Source organism: Neobacillus sp. NPDC097160 (genome assembly GCF_044762155.1).
Lineage (GTDB): Bacteria > Bacillota > Bacilli > Bacillales > Cytobacillaceae > Neobacillus.
This window is the reverse complement of record NZ_JBIWDU010000006.1, coordinates 187,260-207,604: the sequence shown is the minus strand read 5'-3', so window position 1 is coordinate 207,604 and position 20,345 is coordinate 187,260. Positions and strand designations below refer to the sequence as shown.

Below are 20,345 nucleotides of genomic sequence, written 5' to 3'. Positions count from 1 at the left end.
TCTTAACCTACTTCTGTTTCGAGATCAGGAATTGGTTTTTCAAGATAGTCGGTATCTTTCCTTGCGTTATATCGTTCAGCTTTTTCTACATGAACGGTAATGTTGTAATCAGGGATACCGGCAAATTTCTCATAACGGCCGCGCGGCAACAAAAAATTCCCCTCTGGGAAGTGAACTTCGATATTCCCTGGTGCTATCTCAACAAATTTTGCTGTGCCTTGGAATACGCCGAAACCATTATATACGACGATCCCTTCCCCCTCGGCAATACTTAGTTTTTGCCCATCGACAGCACTCATTAGCACGTCATAACGACCTGCACCGTTTAACGGATCCACCTCATTGTAAACCATCGAATTAAACTGCTTTCCTCGTCGGGAGGTGACAATAAATTGTTCAGGCTTTTTATTCAAATCAGGAATATCAACAGGTATGACGTTTCCTTTCCCATCTGGAGTTGGACAAATTCCATCTTCACATAACCAAGCGCCGCCCCACTGAAAGACGTCTCCCTGTTTTTTCAAGTGTTGAATACCTTCATAATCGGGATTTGCTTTTGCAATTTCCTCACGTATGGCAAAACCGTCAGCAAAATCAACCAACTGTGCTGTTTCCGGTTTCACACGCTTAGCAAGATCGATAAAAATCTTCCATTCTGTTCGTGCTTCTTTTAGTCTATTTTTGTTACCAGGAATCTCAGGTGAGAAATAAACCATCCGTTCTGTTGATGTACTTGTTCCGCCATCCTCCTGCTCATAACGTGTTTTCGCCGGTAATACAATAACTGCTTCTTTTGCATCGACTAATGTTGAGGTGTTTAAAATAATGTCTTGGTGAACACGAATCTCCAATTCAGATAAAGCCTTCTTAATAAAATCAGGGTCCGGCATTGTTTCTAGGAAGTTTCCTCCAGATAAATAATAGAGCTTGACTTTACGCTCGTGTTTCTCGGGCAGAACGATGTTTTCCAGTGTAACCCCAACAATATCTCCCTGCCACTTTGGAAGTTCAAATCCCCAAAGCTGTTCCATTCTCTCGACAGTGTGTACATCCCAGCCGCCGCCAGGTAATACGAAGGGATCTGCTCCCATTTCACCGCTTCCTTGAACACTTGAATGTCCCCGGAACGGCATAAGCCCTGCATGCTTTCGTCCCAGATGTCCCCGAAGAAGTGCTAGGTTAGCCACTTGCGAGATATTATCAGTGGCAAATGAATGCATCGTTAGACCCAGCGCCCACGCATAAACGGCATTTTTGGCGTTAGCTAACAATTCAGCTAGTTCAATGATGCGTTCTTTGGTAACACCGGAAGATTCAATGATCGCTTCCCACGATTGTTCTTGTACTTTTTTCATTAGTTCTTCATAGCCATTTACATGTGTCTCTACAAACTCGTGATTTATTGCTGATCCGTATAGATTCTCCTCCATATCAAACCAATGCTTCATAATCCCATGCATAAAGGCGATATCGCCGCCAATGTTGACCTGATAGAAATCGTCGGCGATTTTTGTTCCGAATAAGGCGGATTCAGGGTTTGAAGGAATCCAATATTGATCCATCGCTGGTTCCCGGTACGGGTTCACAACAATAATTTTTGTTCCCTTTTTCTTAGCCTCAAGCATATATTTGGACGATACAGGTGACGAGTTGGATGCTACACTGCCCCAAAACAATAAAACATCTGTTCCAATCCAGTCTAAATAGTTTGATGTAGAAGCCCCGACACCAATTGAACGCTTTAATGCTGTTTTACTTGGTGCATGACAAATACGCGAGGCATTATCAATGTGATTAGTGCCAAGAAAACGAGCTACTTTACCTGCCACGTAATAGCTTTCATTTGTGATACCGCGCGCAGTCAGATAAAAAGCATATTGTTTCGGATCCAGCTTTCTCATTTTTAGTGCAATCATATCTAAGGCATGATCCCATGTGATCCGAGAAAATTTCCGCTCCCCTTTTCGGCGAATTATAGGATAAGGGATACGCCCGAGCTTACGAAGCTCAGTGCTGTCATATTTCCTTAATTCCTCAATATCAGCATGCAGAATTTCAGGCTTAACCGCAGGCATGGTATTGAGCCTTAGGACATTTAATCGGGTTGTACAGACATGTGGGCCTGTTAACGTCTGGTCATATAAACCGGATACACCAAGTGCACAGCCATCACAAACCCCTTTTGTTAAAATATTGGCTGCATAGCCTAGATTATCTTTATTTTCCCAAGCGACCTTCATCGTATCGCGAATATGCTTTGGTTTAATTTTTCCCAGTCCAAAAGGAATTGGACTTACCCAGTGTTCGGGTGCAGGTACTATTGATTTTTTCTGTGGTCCTGGATGTACTGTTTTTCCCATTTTTCGTTCCTCCCCAAAATTCCAAATTCTAAAAACCAAATAAAAAACCACCTAGGAAAGCATTCATCTTTAAAAAAGGATGAATACCCCAAGGTGGTTAGTCTTCAACAGGTTCGCTGCCAAGTACCAACTATTGGCTATTCGGTAGTAGTCATTTATTTTTAAACTTCTCTTCGATATCTCGATCAAAAACAAAGATGGACATCCCTTTGTCCTCTTCAATATTGATATCCACAAATACCTTAACGAATTCTACTCCCAATAGTTCCTCCATTTCAGCAGGGTGATTTTTCTTATAAATCTCCTTTACCATTTCGGTCCGAGCAGCTCGCAGCATTTGTTTTCCATCTTCAGCAGTGGCAATAAATTTTTCTATCGGAGATAAATTCCCCTCCAACTCACATATTGCCCAGTTCTTACAAAAGGTTGTTCGCACTTGACTAGGGCCTTTACCCATATGACGTTTTCGATATGCACGAACAATATTACTAAATTCCGCTTCATATTTATTCAACAAACTCATCTCACTTGCTATTACTTCAGTTTAATACACTGTTAATGTTGTTAATATTGTATAAGTTTACTAGAAGATTTGCAACTTTCTTAACTTACTTGATTTTCCAATGGTGTATTTTTTCCCATATTGCTTCGTTTTAGCTTATTAATATCAACGCGAATGAGTAATGAAATGAAAAACGCAATGACAAACAATCCCGAGAAGAACGTTAAGCTGCCTGAATAGCTGCCTGTTGTATCTTTAATCCAGGCCGCAAATAATGGACCTGCAAGGCCTGCTGCTGCCCAAGCGGTTAGGATATACCCATGAATCGCTCCAAGCTGCTTTGTTCCAAATAAGTCACCGATATAGGCCGGAATCGAAGAAAAGCCGCCGCCATAGCAAGTATAGACAATAATTAACATACCCATGAACAACCATTTAATGGATACCTCTGGTAAGAAAAAGAAAATCACAATTTGCAGGACAAAGAATGATGTATAGGTAGCTGGTCGTCCGATTATATCAGAAAAACTAGCCCAGCCAATTCTTCCTAAGCCGTTAAAGATTCCAATCGCACCCACAAGTGCTGCAGCTGCAGTCATATCAATTCCGATACTTTCCATCGCAAGTGGCTTTGCAACCGCTAAAATCGCTATTCCACATGTTACATTAATAAATAGCATCAGCCATAGGTACCAGAAACGTTTTGTTTTTACCGCCTCATTTGCCATCAATTGTGATAAATCCATATTCGGTTTCGCTTTTCCACTAGTGATTTTTTGTTTATATCCGTCAGGGAGCCATCCTTCTTCAGGCTTTTCAAGATAAAGTGAAGAAAGCATCATAATGAGAAAGTATGAAATACCAAGTATGTAAAACGTATTTGCTACACCAACAGATTCAATGAGCATATTCATAATGGGACTAGCAATGGCGGCCGCGAATCCAAACCCCATGATGGCAAGTCCGGTTGCCAGCCCTCTTCTGTCAGGAAACCATTTTACAAGTGTTGAAACAGGCGCAATATAACCCACCCCTAATCCAATTCCGCCAAGTGCTCCATAGAAAAAATATAATAAGTATTTTGAACCTAAATGTACAGCCAGACCTGATCCCATAATTCCCACGCCAAAAAAGATTGCAGCTAGTAACCCTGCTTTTCTAGGACCATATTTTTCAACAAAGTGACCAAGAAAGGCGGCTGACAATCCTAGAAATAATATTGCAATACTAAATGTCAAGGCCACTTCTGAATCAGTCCAACCGAATAAGTCCTTTAACGGGGTCGTAAAATTACTCCATGCATACACAGAACCAATTGAAATGTGAATCCCAACTGCTGATAAAGCAATCAGCCATCGATTTTTTGTCTTTTTCATACCTTACCTATCCTCTCCAATTTAATATCCGTTTGTTTTAAAGCTTGTGAACAAATAAAAAACCGTTGAAAAAATTCGCGGCAGATTCCTAAACGAAGGAATCTCCATGAATTTTTTCAACGGTTTGCCTTAAACAGGGACGCTGTTAAGTACCAACAGTTATAGATTAATAGAGTCAAATGCACTTTTAAACGTTCAACAGGAGCGCTATTTCGTATTAAAAGTGACGCATCATTTTTTAAAGTTCACAATTTGTTCACAATTGATGTTTTTAATAATAACATGGAAGCGAATTCAATTCAAGAGACAAAATGGGAATTCGAGTGTACCAAAAGGTTTTTGAATTTATTTTTACCAATATAGGGAAACTAGGGAAAAACGGAGATTATGCTATGGAGAAGAAAATCGCGATTCTATCTGATATTCACGGAAATTATTCCGCGCTAAAAGCTGTTTTGAATGAAATCGATCAAGAGGATACGATCGATCATCTCTATTGTTTAGGGGATTTAGTAGGAATTGGGTACGAAACAAATGAAGTGCTTGATTTGCTATTTACTCGTGAAAATATTACTTATGTGATGGGTAATCATGATGAAGCGATACTAGACATTATTTCAGGAAGAGAACCTTATAGTAAGAAGAGAGAAAGGAAGCATCATGAGTGGATTGCTTCCAAGTTAGATCGTAAATTTCTCCCATTCTTATTAAAGCTTCCAACAACAGCAGTGGCAGAATATAATGGAAAAAGACTATTTTTTGTCCACTACCACTTAGACGAACATGGCAATTTTTTACCGGTGGATTATGATCCCACCGTTGAAAAATTGGATTTCCTCTATCGTGCATCGGATGCAGATATCGTCTGTTTCGGCCATCATCATGTTATCCATCACTTTAAAACGATGAAAAGGCTCTATCTTAATCCTTGTTCATTAGGATGTTTCCATAAACCCCTTGCCGCATATGCTATTTTAACAATCGGTGAACAAGGTGAAATACATGTCACTTTTCGAGAAGTGCCCTATGATAATAAAACGTTTTTACTAGGATATAGCAAGCTGAACGTCCCTGATGCAGATTATATCTTAAAAATGTTTCATGGGAATCAGCATTTAAACTATCAATAATCCTTATGGACGTAAAGAACATGTTCCAGTAGAGGTAATCTTAGTTCCTCTATCCCTTCAATCACCAATTCGGCAATCACTTCAGCACCATTTTCCTGAAAATGAGTGCTGTCCATCGCTCCATTTGGATAATGAGGATATTCTCCTTCATTTAGCCACATGAACAGCTTTTTTGTACTGTCATGCCCAATCTGCTGGTACAATTCTTTACTTTTTGCCGATAAATCAATGACTGGTACATTTTCCTCCCGACCAAGCTCCTTCATGGCTTTAGGATATAGACCATGTGTTTCTAGCGCAATACCCTCAGCTGTGAAACGCATTCTTTCAACGGGTGTAACAAGGATAGGGATCGCCCCTTTTTCTCGTGCACCCTCAATATACTGTTTTAAAAATCTTTTATATGTAGTGGCAGGATTTGTGTACCTCGTTGGATCTTCTATTTTTCCATCATTGTGGCCGAATTGTATGAAAAGATAGTCCCCCTTTTTGATGTCGGTCAGAATTCTATCTAATCTGCCTTCATTAATAAAGCTTTTCGAACTTCTTCCCCGCTTTGCTAAATTGATGACCATGATTTTTTCATCAAACCTTTTGGCCAACTCTTGTCCCCAACCTGATCGTGGTGACAGTGTTGTTGGGTAATTCGAAACGGTTGAATCCCCCGCAAGATATATCATTATTCGCTGACTCTTCATATCCTTGGATGAAGCTTTCAATGGATAAAACCCATTATATATAACCAAACCAGCTGTTATGATTGACATTCCCAACAATAGAATCTTTTGACTTACCTTTTTTCCCAATCTTTTTCCCCCTATGTCATCACATCGATCGCCTTCTTAGTATTTATCTATCATAATACATTCATTACTGTTGATGAAGATCATTCTGAAAAGTATTTTTAATATAAATTACATCATTCGGTAAAACAAAAGTGGTTTTACGTATGTTACATTGAATTTAGTCTTTGATTACTAACGAAGGTTTTTTCACAAAAAGGAATTGTGAAGTAACTGCTTAAGGAAGAATGAGTTGATTACATGTTGAATCTTAAAGAAGTCACAGAACAACTAAGAGACGAAGGAATAACAGGTAGTGAACAAGTTGTCATACGGTGGATTTTAGACGGAAAACTGAAAGCAAAACGGACGAAGGATTTGAAGATTGACTATTTAATTACACCACGTGATTTAGCAGCATTCATATTGGAAAAGCAGGTTGAGAAAAAAAGCAGCCAATTTGGAATTGATTATCAGCATTGGGAGAAAACATTTTATGATAACCAGAAATTAAAAGAGGAAAACGAAGAATTAAAAAGTATGGTCCGCATCGAACAGACCAAAGTTCGCGGCTTAAAAAAAATGTTGCAAGCAGAATATGCCCTTACAGATTACCCACCTCTTACATACGCGGCATTATTGGGATTAGAGCCGGATGCTGACAACGAATTAATGAAGAAAGAGTTTAAAAAATTACTGAAAGCACTCCACCCTGATCGAGGAGGGGATGAAAGATTATTTAGAGTGTTTTATGAGCATTACAGCAAAGCAAAGTAGAAAAGAGACAGGCAGCCTGTCTCTTTTGTATGTTGATTAATCGTGAAAATTTGTCCCATCTGTTGTTGCTTTAACAATTCCGGAGCGAATGACAAAGTCACCGAAGTGCTCATCTTCCTTTCGTTCCTTTGCGTATTGGGAAAGAATGATCTTCAACTCTTTCAAAATTTCTTCTTCACCAATATTCTCTCGGTACATTTTATTTAGTCGGCTGCCGTCGTGGGCACCGCCTAAATACAGATTATATTTGCCGACTGCTTTTCCAATAAGTGCAATTTCTGCGAGCGCTGGCCGGGCACAGCCGTTTGGACATCCGGTCATACGAATGGTAATTTCTTTTTCGCGGAGGCCATTTTCATCGACAATTTCCTCGATTTTATCCATTAGTACTGGTAGGTAGCGTTCTGATTCCGCCATCGCCAAACCGCACGTTGGAAGTGCAACGCAAGCCATCGAGCTGCGGCGGAGTGCGGAATGATGTTTGCCGTCTGACAAACCGTACTGTTCCATCAGTTCATTGATCTTTTTCTTTTTTTGACTCGATACATTGGCAATAACCAAATTTTGATTGGCAGTCAAACGAAAATCGCCAGTATGGATGTTTGCTATTTCTTTCAAACCCGTTTTAAGCTTATATTCAGCAAAATCAGCTACGCGTCCATTTTGGATAAACAACGTATAATGCCATTTTCCTTGCGTGCCTTTTATCCAGCCGTAGCGATCTCCGTTGTGGTCGAAATAATAAGGCTTTTCCTCTTCCAAGCTCCAGCCTAATCGAGTTTCCAGCTCCGCTTTCACTGTTTCAAGCCCAAGTCGGTCCACCGTATACTTGAAGCGGGCATTTTTTCGAACAGAACGGTTGCCGTAGTCGCGCTGAATCGTAATGGCTTTTTCCGCAACATCAACGACTTGTTCAGGTGTACAGAAGCCCATGACTCTAGCAACTTGCGGATAGGTCGCTTTGTCACCGTGTGACATCCCCATGCCGCCGCCAATTGCCACGTTAAAACCAATCAATTTTTCATTCTCGACAATCGCAATTAGACCAAGATCCTGTGAAAAAACATCAATATCATTCGATGGAGGCACCGCAATGCCAATTTTAAACTTCCGCGGCAGATAAAGCGGACCATACATTGGTTCTTCCTCAATATCCGGTGTGCCAGCAACTTTTTCTTCGTCCAGCCAAATTTCATGGTACGCTCTCGTGCGTGGAAGTAAGTAATCACTCAAATGCTTCGCCCATTCATATACTTCGGCATGGATCCCTGATTGATCCGGATTCGGATTACACATCACGTTCCGGTTTACATCACCGCACGCCGCAAGTGTCGTCAATAAAGACTTGTGGATTTCCTGAATCGTATTTTTCATGTTCCATTTTAAGATACCATGCATTTGAAATGACTGTCTTGTGGTCAGCTTGATCGTGCCATTGGCATTTTTATCGGCGAGCTCGTCTAAGACAAGCCATTGTTCCGGTGTCACTACACCACCAGGTGCCCGGACACGGAGCATAAATTGGTACGCCGGTTCGAGTTTTTGCTTTTGCCGTTCATTTCGGAGATCACGGTCATCCTGCAAATAGCTGCCGTGATGTTTCATTAAGCGGTTGTCATCATCAGGAATGCCAGCGCTAATTCGGTCTTGCATGACTTCCTTCAACGAGCCACGCAGATAATTACTATCATCTTTAATTCGCTCGACATCACTCGGTTCTCCGTCTGGTGCTGTTAAAATTTGTTTCAGCATGTTGAAAAAAACTCCCTTCTATCACAGTTCAATATACATCTCGCTGGTAGCGTTTTTGCTGCTGCATGTCAGCTAGATATGCTGCAGCTTGTTCCCTGCTCAATGCGCCTTCTTTTTCGATAATTTCGAGTATGGTGTTGTGGACATCATGTGCCATGTGTTTCTCGTCACCGCAAATGTACAGCGCTGCACCTTCTTGCAGCCATTCGAATAATTCCTTACTGTGTTCAAGCAGACGATGCTGAACATATACTTTCTCGGCTGTGTCACGCGAAAAGGCAACATCCAATTTTGTCAGCGTGCCTTTTTGCAGCCACTTTTGCCATTCGATCTGATAAAGAAAATCTGTCACAAAATGCTGATCACCGAAGAATAGCCATGATTTCCCATTTGCATTCGTTTCTTCACGCTCTTGCATAAACGAGCGGAAGGGTGCAACACCTGTACCAGGTCCAATCATAATAATCGGTGTCTCCGGGTTTTGCGGAAGTTTAAAGTTTTCGTTATGTTGGACGTAAACCTTAAGATTGTCACCTGGGTTTAGTCGTTCTGCTGTTTGGATCGAGCAGACTCCCTTTCGGCTGCGGCCATTTGCCTCATAGCGGACGGCACCGATGGTTAAATGGACCTCGTCCGGATTCGCAGATAAGCTGCTTGCAATCGAATAAAGCCGACCAGGTATTTTTCGAAGAATGCTGACAAATTCCTGTGCCGAACCAATCCATGGAGAAAAATCTCGAACTAAATCTATCAAATCACGTCCCTCAAGGTAGGCTTTAACCTTATCTTCATTGCCGGGTGCTGTTAGTTCCTGTAAATCCTTGCTTGCTGTTAGTGGCGCCGCCTTTTGGAGAAGTGGTTTTGTTAGAACAGTAATCTCATAATATGAGAGCAGTGCCTCTTTTAAAGGGCGAACATCTCCCTGTTTCACTGTCACCAGTTCTTCTGAGTTCCAGCTCATTTCCTCTAGAAGCAAGTCGACAAGTTCCGGGTCATTCTCCGGATAGATTCCTAGGCTGTCGCCCGGTTCAAAAGTTAAGCCGGACCCTTCAAGCGAAATTTCCAGGTGACGCGTTTCTTTATTGGAGCCGCGGCCGTTTAAATTAATATTTTCAAGGACCTCTGCCTGGAATGGGTTGGTTCTAGAGTATTCCGATTCCACCGCTAGCGCTGCTGCTGCCTGAGACTGTTTTTTAGTTACACCAAGGGCCTCGCTTAGGCCGCCATGGACGCCTTCTAGCCATTCCGCCGCTGGCTCATCGTAATCAACATCGCAGTCAAAGCGTGGATAAAGCCTTGTTCCACCAAGTTCTTCCAGGCGAGAGTCAAATTCTTTTCCCGTCTGACAGAAAAACTCATACGAGCTGTCACCAAGAGCTAAAACGGAAAAATGGAAATCTTCAAGCTTTGGTGCCCGTTTGCTATGAAGAAATTCATGGAATGTTAGTGCGTTATCCGGCGGATCGCCTTCTCCGTGTGTACTTGCAATAATAAGAAGGTTTTGAATCTTTTTTAGATTATTTGGTTTAAAATCATTCATCGATGTGACGGTTACTTGGAAGTCGTTACCCTCAAGTGTTTTGGCAGCTTTTTTTGCCAGCCCTTGGGCATTGCCTGTTTGTGATCCGTATAAAATGGTCACTTCTTTTGTTTTTGAGTGTACAGCGTTTTGCTGGACAAGTGTGGCTGGCGTCCCTAAGGCAGAAGTGACTTGAGATGCAGCTAAAAAGCCGCTCAGCCAGAATTTCTGCGATTCTGTTAATGTCGGCAGGATACGATTAAGGAGCTCTGCCTGCTCCTGATTAAAGGGGCTGTTCAATACTTGTAATTGCAAAAATACCACCTCATAAAGGATTACATTTTTTGTATGTTAAGAATTTCATTTTTTTGTAGAAACCAGAAGTACGCTTTTTTCACGATGACAGGCACTATGAAACTAGACTAACTTCCATTTTAGTTGCCTTTTCAATTACGATATCTTCAATCACCGGGTGGCTGCTCAGGGGACCAGTATAAAGAATCCGCTGGCCTAATTTTTGCCGTTTGCGCACCTCTTGGTTAACCTCGGAAAGGAGAAGACCGGAAAATAATAAATAGGGAACAACGATTACCCTGCCATCAGCGCCTGCGGTAATGGTTTCCAGTCCCTCCCACAGCTTTGGTTCAGCTGCTGCCAAAAAACAAACGGAGACATGTTCCAATCCAAGACGGTCTCTGATACCACCCACAATCTCAGAAAAGTTCACTTGAATTCCACGGTCACTGCTACCCCTGCCTACAATCAAGAGCCGGTCCTCTGGCACCAACTTCCCTGCCGTTTCCCTAACCAAATCTGCAATCGCATCGAGTATACCCTCCTGTACACCAAAAGGGTCCTCCACAGATACCTGAATTTCAGGATACCTCGCTTCCAATACGGACAGGGCCAAAGGAATATCTTGTTTAATGTGACCTGCCGCCAGCAAAAACAAGGGAACAACTGTGATTTCAGCAGCGCCTCTTTCTACACACCGCTTGAAGCCTTCCTCAATCAACGGCTCCGACAACTCGAGGAAACTGATTTCTTGTAATGGAACATCAATTCGTTGCATGACTCGATCGATAAAAGCTTTCACTTCCTCAGCCCCTTTTTTCGATCGGGTTCCATGACCAATGTATAAAATAGCTTTCATCTCCAAAATACTCCCCTCTGGCCCTATCCGTGCACAACCGGTAGATTGGGAACAATTTCTTCTTGAAACCAGTTTAATTTATTATGAAGGCGGACGACCTCGCCAATCACAATCATGCTTGGATTGGAAACTCCCGATTCTTTCACTCGTGCTTCAATCGTCTCAAGCGTACCGATTACCGTCTGCTGATCGCTTAACGTCCCCCATTGGACAAGGGCGATTGGCGTTTCCGGTGATTTGCCGTTTTGAATTAATTGTTTCGCTATGGTGGTAAGATGGGATACCCCCATATAGATACAAATCGTGTCAACAGCATTTGCCAAATGGAACCACTTATGCTCTGCGGCAACATCACCTGCCTGGTGTCCGGTAATGAAAGCAAAACTTTTGCTCAAGCTTCGATGGGTCACAGGAATCCCGGCATAAGCGGAGGCAGCAATCCCAGCCGTGATGCCCGGGACAATTTCAAATGGCACATCGTTTCGGACGCATTCCTCCGCCTCTTCTCCGCCGCGTCCGAATACAAAAGGATCTCCTCCTTTTAAACGAACGACCTGATACCCCTTTTTAGCGTATTTTACCAAAAAGTGATTTATGGTCTCTTGCTTCATCGTATGGTAATGCGGGAGCTTGCCGCAATACACCAGCTGTGCCCCTTCTTTTGCATAATGCAGCAGTTCAGGATTAACCAGCCGATCATATAGGATGACATCGGCTTGCTGCAGGCAGCGCAATCCTTTTACTGTAATTAAATCTGGATCACCGGGACCCGCACCCACTAAAAAAACCTTGCCAACCATGGCCACTCATCCTTTCACAGCTAGATAATGTTTTTTTCTTGCATATATTGAAAAATTTGTTCTACTGCTTCTTCTACTGTCAAAAGGTCAGAACGGATTGTGATTTCCGGATGCTCAGGTTCCTCATATGGGGAATCAATTCCTGTAAAATCCTTAATTTCACCGCGCCGCGCCTTAACATAAAGCTGTTTTGGATCACGGCGTTCGCATTCATCCAACGGACACTTTACGTAAACCTCAATAAACTCATCTTTTTCAAAAAGGACACGAACCTGGTCCCTGTCCGAGCGGAATGGGGAAATAAAAGCGGTTGTTACAACTGTACCGCTATCGACAAACAGTTTCGCTACTTCGCCAATCCTCCTAATATTTTCAGTCCGGTCATGATCCGAAAACCCGAGGTCACGGTTAAGACCGTGACGGATATTATCACCATCGAGGACATATTCATTGATGCCATGGCGGTACAATTCACTGGAAACAGCGTTGGCAATCGTCGATTTTCCGGAGCCTGACAGCCCGGTAAACCACAGGACACAGCTGCCATGACCATTTTGAACACGCCGGTTGGACTTCGTAACAGCTGCTTCGTGCCAGGTAATATTCGTTGCTTTAGACATGTTCGTTTCCCCCTTAAACTGTTGCGCTTTCTTTTAATCCCTCAATCAGCACTTCTACTACCTCTTTCCGGCTGAATGTAGACGGAGGAAGTGTGCCGGAGCGAAGCAATTCCCTTACTTTTGTTCCCGATAGGATCACCCTGTCTTCGTTGCTATGCGGGCATGTTTTATCGGAAGCCATTCCTTCACATTTATTGCAGTAAAAGCTGTGTTCAAAGAATAGTGGCTTAATGCCAAGCTCCCCTTCAGGAAATTCACTAAAAATGAGCTGTGCATCATAGGTTCCATAATAATTGCCGACACCTGCATGGTCGCGTCCAACGATGAAATGGGTGCAGCCAAAGTTTTTCCGGGCGATGGCATGAAAAATAGCTTCTCTTGGACCAGCGTACCGCATTGCTGCAGGATAGACACCAAGCTGTACTCGATTGCTAGGATAGTAGTTTTCTAGCAAAACCCTGTAGCTTTTCAAGCGGACATCGGCAGGTATGTCATCAGACTTTGTTTCTCCAACAAGCGGATTGACAAATAATCCATCAACCGTTTCTAATGCAGCTTTTTGAATGTATTCATGGGCCCGGTGGATCGGATTCCGCGTTTGGAAGCCAACGACCGTTTTCCAGCCCTTTTCTTCAAATAGTGCTCGAGTTTCCTTCGGCTCTAGCCATACATCGCTGAATACTCCTTTTTTCGGTTTTTTAACTAATGTTACTTCACCAGCAACATAGACCGGACCTCTTTCATAAAGTCGCTTAACTCCCGGATGGGCAAGCTCTGGTGTTCTGTAAACCTCAATTGCTTCCTTATCTATATTCGGTTCGTACCATTCAGATACCTTAATAACACCATAAACCTCTTTTTGAAAAACTAACTTGATTTCTTGGCCCTCAGTTAGGGTTGCTGCGGTTTGATAGGAGACAGGAAGTGTCACAGGAATCGACCAGATCGTGTTGTCAGCTAAGCGCATGTTAGTGACGACGGATTCGTAATCAGCTTTTCCGAGGAACCCTGTTAGCGGACTGAACAGTCCTACTCCTATGAGTTCAAGGTCACTCAAGGCGATTGCATCAATTTCAAGTTCTTTTTCAATTAGGGAAAGGTCATAGTTTGGGTTATAAGCTTGAATTAATTTTCCTCCATGAGGTTTAGGTAAAAATGACATATTTTCTTCAAATCCTTTCAATAATTAATGTTTTAAAATGCTGTTATTGGCGGATAATACACTCCAATCAGCGCATAACACGTTCTAATCAGCGATATCCACTCCAATCAGCGCATAATCCACTCCAATCGGCGGATAACACGTTTCAATCAGCGGATAACACGCTTCAATCAGCGCATAATCCACTCCAATCAGCGCATCCACGCGGCCCATTCTCCCCTTAATCCTTCACAACCTCCTGATGCACTGTTATCGCGGGCTTTTGCCGCTTCATCAATGACAACACACCGATGACGGAAATCAGCACACCAACCATAGCGATGATCGGGTAAAAATTATGCTCGATGATCAATTGAATGAGGGTGTATGACAGCACCATCGACAGGACAGGTGATACGATCCAAACGGTAAGCAGCTGGACGACGATGTCTTTTTTCAAAACGGATCTGCCGTGCTTCGCGAAGCCCATTCCAATAATGGATGAGGTCGTGATTTGAGTCAGCGGGACAGGGATCCCGAATACAGATGCCACTGTCACGATGGTAGCGCCTGTTCCTGAGATCACGCAGCCCTCTTCCAGCTTCAGCGCCGTTATTTTTTTTCCGTTTGTTTCAAGGACGCGCTGCCCAAGCAGTAATGCCCCGCCTGCGACGAATAAGCCACCCCAGAAAATGCCGGTTCCGGTAGAGAGGATTTTGGCGCCGACTAGCGGTCCGACAGCATTCGCTACATTGTTCATCCCGGCCGAAAAGGCTTCAAACAGCCCCATAAAAACGACCAGCAAAGATAGAACAGGAACAGCTTTTGGAGCCTCCATCCATTTTTTAAGCCTTTTATTTTTCAAAATATAGGAAGCACCGATGGCGATAACGAATGCGGCAAACGGTGTAAGCAGCCAAAAAAACATGATCCAGACAAGCTTGCTGACAAATACCGACTGGTACACAATCCCGGCGCCGACGACAGAACCAACTGCCACTTCACTTGTGGAGAGCGGGATGCCAAAGATATTGGCCAAAAATAAGGATAATGCAGCTGACGACAAAACGATTAGGGCAATTGGAACGGTAAAGGTGTGATTCGGGACAATCCCGCTGCCAATTGTTTTGACAACTTCACCGCCGCCGAGCCAAGCTCCAAAGAATACAGCGATACTACACAACAGGAGGGCCAGCCGCTTTTTCACAACTCCAGATCCGTAGGCTATACCCATCGAAGCCGCCGCGCCACTGGCACCAATATTTATGGCGAAAAATAATCCAATTGTTAATGCAATAATTGTGAGCAAAAGAAAAGCCTCCTTTATCCCGCATCAGTGGGGAACTGACTGTTTGATTCAACTTTCATCAGCAAAGCCCCACTAGTTAAGATTCACCTCAGCGGGTATGCAAACCACATTCCGTCTTCCCACTTCCCGCCCAGCGGCCGGCACGTGAGTCACCATCCGACCCGGCAGGTTGTGTACATGGAAAGCAGCCGATACTTGGGTATTGATGGTCGTGCAGGGTGTTGTACGGGAGGTCTTTTTCCCTGATGTAGTCCCAAACATCATCCCAAGTCCAATGAATCAAAGGACAAATTTTGATATTCTCGAATTTTTCATCCTTATTTATGAATTCAGTTTCTGCCCTTGTTGGTGACTGTTCCCTGCGAAGCCCCGAGATCCACGCTTGTTTTGCTGTCAATGTCTCCTTCAAGGGAATGACCTTGCGGATTTGGCAGCATTGGTTCGGATCTCTTTTCCATAAGGCTGACCCGTACTCCGCCGCCTGTTCATCTAAACTTACCTTTGGCTGTTTGCGCTCAATCCTCAGAGTCGGAAAGCGGGCTTCAATCTTATCAATCACCTCATACGTTTCCGGGAAGTGTAAGCCAGTATCTAAAAAAACAATCTGGGCATCTGGCTTCACTTGCTGGATTAGGTCAATTAACACAATTGCTTCGGCCCCGAAACTTGATGCATAAACAATTTCCTCATCAGGATAAGAATGGTATACCCACTCTAAAACGGAACGAGCACCCTTTGTTTCATCTTCAATTTGAAAATCACCTGAAATTTGTCTCCAATTATTAAACGTAATAGCAGTTGTCATGGCTCCAAGCCTCCTTTTTTCCAAGAAAAAAAGGCAGTCTTCCACTTAATAAAGTGAAGACCGCCTCTAGTTTGTCTAGTCAGCGATTTTTATTTTGTTGAAGACGAACCTTTTCATTTTTCTCAAGTTGCACAATTTTTCCATCCTGGACCACAAGCGTGATCGATCCAAATTTTAACGTTTCCAGCATCTTCTCTAAATGCGCAATGAGTTCTTCTCTTTCATCAGCTTTCAGTTGATTCGTCCCCCTTTCATGAAAAAGACGTCCTTCCAATCGGGAAAGGCGTCACATTTCTGTATACACCTTATCGCTCAAAATGAAAGTCATTTTGCTGGAGTTAGCACCTTACAATGCAGGTTGCCATGCTTCATCGGGCCAGTCCCTTAGCCACTCTTGATAAGAATTTATAATATTTATTGAAATTAATCCTACCATACCAATAGGTTTTAAGTAAATAAGAAAATGAAAAATTTAAAAAATTATCATTTGCACCTTTTTTAAGCTTGTCCTAGTATCGAATAATGCCGGACATTCTAGGTAAATTCGCATAGAAAAAAGCAGCATAATAACTGCTTTTTACACTTGCATCTTCATATTTTTAAGTATCTTTTACTCTCATTTACTAAGTATTCAAAAAGGAATCCCACTCACTATCCATGGAAATCGGAGCAAGATCCTTACCTTCCACTTGTTTTTCAATATCTTTATATTCTTCCTCTAAATCGCTTAAAGTCCATTCATAAAGGTGCTTGTTATTTATTTTATAAATGCCGGATTTAATGAGCTCATCAATTAGAAGATGTCTTTTTTGTTGAACCTCATTCTGTTGTAAATGATTCATCATCTGAACCCTCCAATCGTTAGACTTAAGGGCATTATAAATTGTATTTACCCCAAATATTGTCGAATAATCATTTAATTACATTCATTTAATGGAATTGTATGAACGTCAATAACTAGCCTGTTCATTTTATGCGGTTTGTAATAATTTAATACGAGTGAAATATTATCTACCTTCTTAGCTTAGTTATTTTTGAAAAATTTTTTAAAAACTTGATGCCATTTTGCCTAATCTGCATTTACTGTAATGTGAAGGAGATGATGACAATGACGGAATTAAATTTTCATCAAATTGCCCATGAGTTATTAAAGAAAGAAGTGGAGCTTGTTACTCTTCAAGGTAATTTTACTGGAAGGCTTCTTGAGGTTGGTAATGATGTTCTTGTATTGGAAAGCAGGGGCCGAATTCGTCCAAGACTTGTAGCCATACGAATTGAGGTTATTGTGGCAATTTTTCGCGTAGAGCAAATGCCAAGAGGACCATTTGGTTTTAATCCTCCAGAGGAATTGAATGCTGAGCAGGACCAGCATGAAAGCAGCGATGATTAAGAGCAGGCCGGACGCCTAAATACCAAGAATTAATCATGAGCAGTCGATGCGGATGCTCTTTTGTTATTTATAGATAAAATTAATTTCAGAGAAAGCAAAAGTTTTAATCTTGCTTTCTCTTTTTTACGATTGAAAATCTTATGGGTAAACCTAGTTTACGTGCTGATGTGTGATAAATCCATTTGTCTTTGATGCATAGGGCAGCACAGTGACAGAATCTCTCTTAGTATTTTGTCTTGTAAATAATTCCTTATAATAACCGTTTATGTTTAGTAAGTTTTCGTGGTTTCCACTTTCCATGATTTCTCCGTTTTTCACAACAAATATCGTATCAGCATGTAAAATGGTTGAAAGCCGATGAGCAATCATAATGATGGTCTTTTCCTTGTCAAAGTGTTGAATTGACTCTTGAACAAGCTGTTCACTTTCATTATCAAGTGCACTTGTGGCTTCATCCAGTATAATAATAGAGGGATTTTTTAAAAATACACGTGCAAGTGAAATCCGTTGTTTTTGGCCACCAGAAAGTTTAATCCCTCGTTCTCCTATTTCTGTGTCATATCCTTTCGGCAACATGGAAATAAATCCATGCGCAAAGGCTTTTCGAGCGGCAGAAATGATCTCATCATCTGTGGCATCAAGCTTTGCCATTTTAATATTGTCTTTAATTGACGAGCTATATAAAAAATTATCCTGTGTAACGATTCCCATATGATCCCTTAAACTAGATAAAGAAAAGTCTTGAATATTCATACCATCGATTAAAACTATACCGTCATTTACATCATACATTCTAGTCAACAGCTGTAAAATAGTGCTCTTACCGCCCCCGCTCTCTCCAACAAAGGCGTATGTCTTCCCTTTTTCTAGCGTCATTGAAAGGTTGTTAATAATGTTGTTTTTTCCATCATAAGAAAACGATACTTTATTGAACTGAATCGAATGATCAAACCGGGTTAAGTCAACCGGGTTCGTTTTTTCAATAATTGTAGCAGGTGTAGAGAGGAACTCAAATATCCTTTTTAGGGCCACATTTCCTTCCATGATCGCAGGGTAAGCATTGACTAAAGCAGCTACAGGACTCCGCATTTTATCCACATAGGCAAAGAACGCGATTAAACTGCCGACTGTTATACTGCCATCGATGACAAATAGACTTGCAACGATTGCAACAATAAATGGTGTCATATCAGAAAGAACGTTAACTAACGCTAGCATCACTGCATTTATTTTAGCGTGCTGATCTGTTAATGTGTCGAAATGCGTTAAGTGCTGATCCAATTCTTGTTTGTCGCGCTTTTCAGCAGCAAATAATTTCGATAAAAATGCACCTTGTATTTTTTCAAAAATAAACCCGCTCATTACGGAACGATACCGCATCATGTTACGGGTTGATTTTTTAAACCGCTTTGAAAGAATATGAGCCAGCATAAATTGAAATCCAACTAGCACTACAGAAAGGATGGTCAATTTAACATTCAGCGTCATCATAACCGCAACGACAAACAAAAGCACAATCATTTCAATCCAGATGTTTCCGAAAACAGCTGTCAAGAAACCTTTTATCTTTTCAATATCATCGAAAAAGCGTGTGCCAATTTCCCCGCTTTTGTTATCGACAAAATACTTAGCATCCAATGAGTGAACTTTTTTAAAAGCATCTTTTCGAAGCCTTTTGATGATCTGGTTATTGGCTTTGTGAATACAAAATTGCCTCACATACTCCATCGGTGTTCGAATAAAGATAAAGACTGCGAGCATACATACAGCAATATAGAATAGTTGTTCAAGCATTTCGGAACGAGACAATGACTCATTTTGAAGAAGATGATCAAAAATGTATTTTAAGATCAGCGGAACAAAAAGTGGAATTAGGAACCGAAATAGGCTGCCAACAAATCCAATCAGATACAATCTGCTTACTTGTTTCACATATGGTAAAAATAACTTAAAATCATTCATTCTACTAAACTCCTTTCCCAATATAACTTTGTGGATTCGCATGAAAAGTGGGCTGTTCGCCAGTAAACAGTGGTTACCCGACAGTAAATACTTTTCAGAGTGCGATTTCTAAGATGATTTCATTTTACGGTGTTTAGCATCCTGACAATCCGCATACTTTGTGTATCAACCCCGCATAGATTTCGGGTCATTCCGAAAGCTTTTTGCAGGGTTCCGAATGTTCCACTCAACTCAGAACTATTGATCCGCTTTTGTGCTGCTCCGGCCCTTTTCCATAAAAAAAATCCGCCAATTAGCGGATTTTTCAATTTCTATTTCAATTCTTCCTCGGGAATCAATCCCAGTTGTTTTGCCTTTTGAATGGTATCGACCCTCGTTCTCACACCAAACTTTTGATATAGCGAAGTTAAATTGTATTCCAGCGACCGCTGGCTCATCGATAAGGTTAAAGCAATTTCTCTAGTGCTTTTACCTTTCGCTAGCTCTGAAAGAATATCCTCTTCCAATGCTGACAAAATCACTTTTTCTTGGGAATTATTACCGCCAGCAATAATGCCAGGTCTCCTCAATTCTCTTACCAACGACAGGGGCAAAACGACCTGCTGCCTTAGTGAACATCGTATCCCGGCAACCAGCTCATCTCTCGAAGACGTTTTCGACAAGAAGCCGGAGACGCCTGCTTCCACCAATAAATTAAAATGTGGTTTAATATCAAAACCTGTGTATATTAAAATAATTAAATCCGGGTTGTAGGCTAAAGCCTGTTTTGAAAGTTCAAGTCCGTTAAGATGCGGCATATACAAGTCAAAAAGCAATACATCATAGTGATTTAGCTTGATCTGATCCAAGGCTTTTAACGAACTATTTTCTACTGTTATTTTAAAATCCGGCTCTTGCTCTAAAAGCATTTTTGTTCCTTCAATAATGGATAAGTGGTCATCCACAATTAATATCTTAATCATCCTTA

Annotated in this window: 19 protein-coding genes and 1 riboswitch; of the genes, 3 read left to right on the top strand and 16 right to left on the bottom strand. The window is 41.7% G+C overall.

The window, feature by feature from the left end:
* Positions 1–2: 2 nt before the first annotated feature.
* The 3 genes from ACIQXV_RS10840 to ACIQXV_RS10830 form a co-directional block, all read right to left on the bottom strand.
* Positions 3–2,360: an FdhF/YdeP family oxidoreductase gene (locus ACIQXV_RS10840; protein ID WP_402958664.1), complete on the bottom strand. Its 2,358-nt coding sequence runs from the start codon at positions 2,358–2,360 to the stop codon at positions 3–5.
* Positions 2,361–2,511: 151 nt separating this feature from the next.
* Positions 2,512–2,874 (bottom strand): Na-translocating system protein MpsC family protein, encoded by a 363-nt coding sequence (locus ACIQXV_RS10835; protein WP_402958662.1) that lies wholly within the window; start codon positions 2,872–2,874, stop codon positions 2,512–2,514.
* Positions 2,875–2,963: 89 nt separating this feature from the next.
* On the bottom strand, positions 2,964–4,238 hold the full coding sequence (locus ACIQXV_RS10830) for an L-lactate MFS transporter (protein WP_402958660.1): 1,275 nt from the start codon (positions 4,236–4,238) through the stop codon (positions 2,964–2,966).
* A gap of 392 nt (positions 4,239–4,630) precedes the next feature.
* On the opposite strand from ACIQXV_RS10830, the gene ACIQXV_RS10825 reads away from it, so the two are divergent.
* Entirely contained in the window at positions 4,631–5,368 is a 738-nt protein-coding gene (locus ACIQXV_RS10825; protein ID WP_402958658.1) for a metallophosphoesterase family protein, read from the top strand.
* On the opposite strand, the gene ACIQXV_RS10820 is transcribed toward ACIQXV_RS10825, so the two are convergent.
* On the bottom strand, positions 5,362–6,174 hold the full coding sequence (locus ACIQXV_RS10820; RefSeq protein ID WP_402958656.1) for a rhamnogalacturonan acetylesterase: 813 nt from the start codon (positions 6,172–6,174) through the stop codon (positions 5,362–5,364). The two genes, ACIQXV_RS10825 and ACIQXV_RS10820, sit on opposite strands and share 7 nt — an antisense overlap.
* A gap of 237 nt (positions 6,175–6,411) precedes the next feature.
* Here ACIQXV_RS10820 and ACIQXV_RS10815 point away from each other — a divergent pair, with 237 nt between their 5' ends.
* A complete protein-coding gene (locus tag ACIQXV_RS10815) occupies positions 6,412–6,927 on the top strand; it encodes a J domain-containing protein (protein ID WP_402958654.1) in 516 nt (171 codons plus the stop codon).
* Positions 6,928–6,963: 36 nt separating this feature from the next.
* On the opposite strand, the gene cysI is transcribed toward ACIQXV_RS10815, so the two are convergent.
* The 10 genes from cysI to ACIQXV_RS10765 all read right to left on the bottom strand — a co-directional run bounded on the left by cysI (position 6,964) and on the right by ACIQXV_RS10765 (position 16,868).
* Positions 6,964–8,679: an assimilatory sulfite reductase (NADPH) hemoprotein subunit gene (gene cysI / locus ACIQXV_RS10810; protein WP_402958652.1), complete on the bottom strand. Its 1,716-nt coding sequence runs from the start codon at positions 8,677–8,679 to the stop codon at positions 6,964–6,966.
* 28 nt (positions 8,680–8,707) lie between these two features.
* Positions 8,708–10,513 carry an assimilatory sulfite reductase (NADPH) flavoprotein subunit gene (locus ACIQXV_RS10805; protein WP_402958650.1) on the bottom strand — a complete coding sequence of 602 codons (1,806 nt, stop codon included), beginning with the start codon at positions 10,511–10,513 and terminating at the stop codon, positions 8,708–8,710.
* A gap of 94 nt (positions 10,514–10,607) precedes the next feature.
* Positions 10,608–11,351 carry a sirohydrochlorin chelatase gene (locus ACIQXV_RS10800; RefSeq protein ID WP_402958649.1) on the bottom strand — a complete coding sequence of 248 codons (744 nt, stop codon included), beginning with the start codon at positions 11,349–11,351 and terminating at the stop codon, positions 10,608–10,610.
* A 23-nt stretch (positions 11,352–11,374) separates the two neighbouring features.
* Entirely contained in the window at positions 11,375–12,151 is a 777-nt protein-coding gene (gene cobA / locus ACIQXV_RS10795; RefSeq protein WP_402958648.1) for a uroporphyrinogen-III C-methyltransferase, read from the bottom strand.
* 20 nt (positions 12,152–12,171) lie between these two features.
* Complete coding sequence (cysC, locus tag ACIQXV_RS10790) at positions 12,172–12,771, bottom strand: adenylyl-sulfate kinase (RefSeq protein ID WP_402958647.1); 600 nt, start codon at positions 12,769–12,771, stop codon at positions 12,172–12,174.
* Positions 12,772–12,784: 13 nt separating this feature from the next.
* Positions 12,785–13,933 (bottom strand): sulfate adenylyltransferase, encoded by a 1,149-nt coding sequence (gene sat / locus ACIQXV_RS10785; RefSeq protein WP_402958645.1) that lies wholly within the window; start codon positions 13,931–13,933, stop codon positions 12,785–12,787.
* A gap of 220 nt (positions 13,934–14,153) precedes the next feature.
* Positions 14,154–15,221 carry a sulfate permease gene (locus tag ACIQXV_RS10780; protein WP_402958643.1) on the bottom strand — a complete coding sequence of 356 codons (1,068 nt, stop codon included), beginning with the start codon at positions 15,219–15,221 and terminating at the stop codon, positions 14,154–14,156.
* Between the two features lie 88 nt (positions 15,222–15,309).
* On the bottom strand, positions 15,310–16,026 hold the full coding sequence (locus ACIQXV_RS10775) for a phosphoadenylyl-sulfate reductase (RefSeq protein ID WP_402958641.1): 717 nt from the start codon (positions 16,024–16,026) through the stop codon (positions 15,310–15,312).
* A 79-nt stretch (positions 16,027–16,105) separates the two neighbouring features.
* The gene (locus ACIQXV_RS10770) at positions 16,106–16,300 is read right to left on the bottom strand and encodes a YezD family protein (protein WP_402958639.1); all 195 of its coding nucleotides are present in this window, start codon (positions 16,298–16,300) and stop codon (positions 16,106–16,108) included.
* Between the two features lie 28 nt (positions 16,301–16,328).
* Positions 16,329–16,430, bottom strand: a riboswitch (SAM riboswitch).
* Between the two features lie 219 nt (positions 16,431–16,649).
* On the bottom strand, positions 16,650–16,868 hold the full coding sequence (locus ACIQXV_RS10765) for a Fur-regulated basic protein FbpA (RefSeq protein ID WP_402958797.1): 219 nt from the start codon (positions 16,866–16,868) through the stop codon (positions 16,650–16,652).
* Positions 16,869–17,134: 266 nt separating this feature from the next.
* On the opposite strand from ACIQXV_RS10765, the gene ACIQXV_RS10760 reads away from it, so the two are divergent.
* On the top strand, positions 17,135–17,416 hold the full coding sequence (locus ACIQXV_RS10760; protein WP_402958637.1) for a hypothetical protein: 282 nt from the start codon (positions 17,135–17,137) through the stop codon (positions 17,414–17,416).
* A gap of 150 nt (positions 17,417–17,566) precedes the next feature.
* Here the strand turns inward: ACIQXV_RS10760 and ACIQXV_RS10755 are convergent, their stop codons facing one another.
* Positions 17,567–19,378: an ABC transporter ATP-binding protein gene (locus ACIQXV_RS10755; protein WP_402958635.1), complete on the bottom strand. Its 1,812-nt coding sequence runs from the start codon at positions 19,376–19,378 to the stop codon at positions 17,567–17,569.
* Between the two features lie 311 nt (positions 19,379–19,689).
* On the bottom strand, positions 19,690–20,340 hold the full coding sequence (locus ACIQXV_RS10750) for a response regulator transcription factor (protein ID WP_402958633.1): 651 nt from the start codon (positions 20,338–20,340) through the stop codon (positions 19,690–19,692).
* Positions 20,341–20,345: the final 5 nt, after the last annotated feature.

Excerpts from the sequence above, each read along its gene's own strand:
- ACIQXV_RS10775 (WP_402958641.1), bottom strand. The coding sequence starts at position 16,026 with ATGACAACTGCTATTACGTTTAATAATTGGAGACAAATTTCAGGTGAT.
- cysC (WP_402958647.1), bottom strand. The coding sequence starts at position 12,771 with ATGTCTAAAGCAACGAATATTACCTGGCACGAAGCAGCTGTTACGAAG.
- ACIQXV_RS10760 (WP_402958637.1), top strand. The coding sequence starts at position 17,135 with ATGACGGAATTAAATTTTCATCAAATTGCCCATGAGTTATTAAAGAAA.
- ACIQXV_RS10755 (WP_402958635.1), bottom strand. The coding sequence starts at position 19,378 with ATGAATGATTTTAAGTTATTTTTACCATATGTGAAACAAGTAAGCAGA.
- ACIQXV_RS10765 (WP_402958797.1), bottom strand. The coding sequence starts at position 16,868 with ATGAATCATTTACAACAGAATGAGGTTCAACAAAAAAGACATCTTCTA.
- ACIQXV_RS10750 (WP_402958633.1), bottom strand. The coding sequence starts at position 20,340 with ATGATTAAGATATTAATTGTGGATGACCACTTATCCATTATTGAAGGA.
- ACIQXV_RS10800 (WP_402958649.1), bottom strand. The coding sequence starts at position 11,351 with ATGAAAGCTATTTTATACATTGGTCATGGAACCCGATCGAAAAAAGGG.
- ACIQXV_RS10825 (WP_402958658.1), top strand. The coding sequence starts at position 4,631 with ATGGAGAAGAAAATCGCGATTCTATCTGATATTCACGGAAATTATTCC.
- ACIQXV_RS10815 (WP_402958654.1), top strand. The coding sequence starts at position 6,412 with ATGTTGAATCTTAAAGAAGTCACAGAACAACTAAGAGACGAAGGAATA.
- sat (WP_402958645.1), bottom strand. The coding sequence starts at position 13,933 with ATGTCATTTTTACCTAAACCTCATGGAGGAAAATTAATTCAAGCTTAT.
- cysI (WP_402958652.1), bottom strand. The coding sequence starts at position 8,679 with ATGCTGAAACAAATTTTAACAGCACCAGACGGAGAACCGAGTGATGTC.
- cobA (WP_402958648.1), bottom strand. The coding sequence starts at position 12,151 with ATGGTTGGCAAGGTTTTTTTAGTGGGTGCGGGTCCCGGTGATCCAGAT.
- ACIQXV_RS10830 (WP_402958660.1), bottom strand. The coding sequence starts at position 4,238 with ATGAAAAAGACAAAAAATCGATGGCTGATTGCTTTATCAGCAGTTGGG.
- ACIQXV_RS10840 (WP_402958664.1), bottom strand. The coding sequence starts at position 2,360 with ATGGGAAAAACAGTACATCCAGGACCACAGAAAAAATCAATAGTACCT.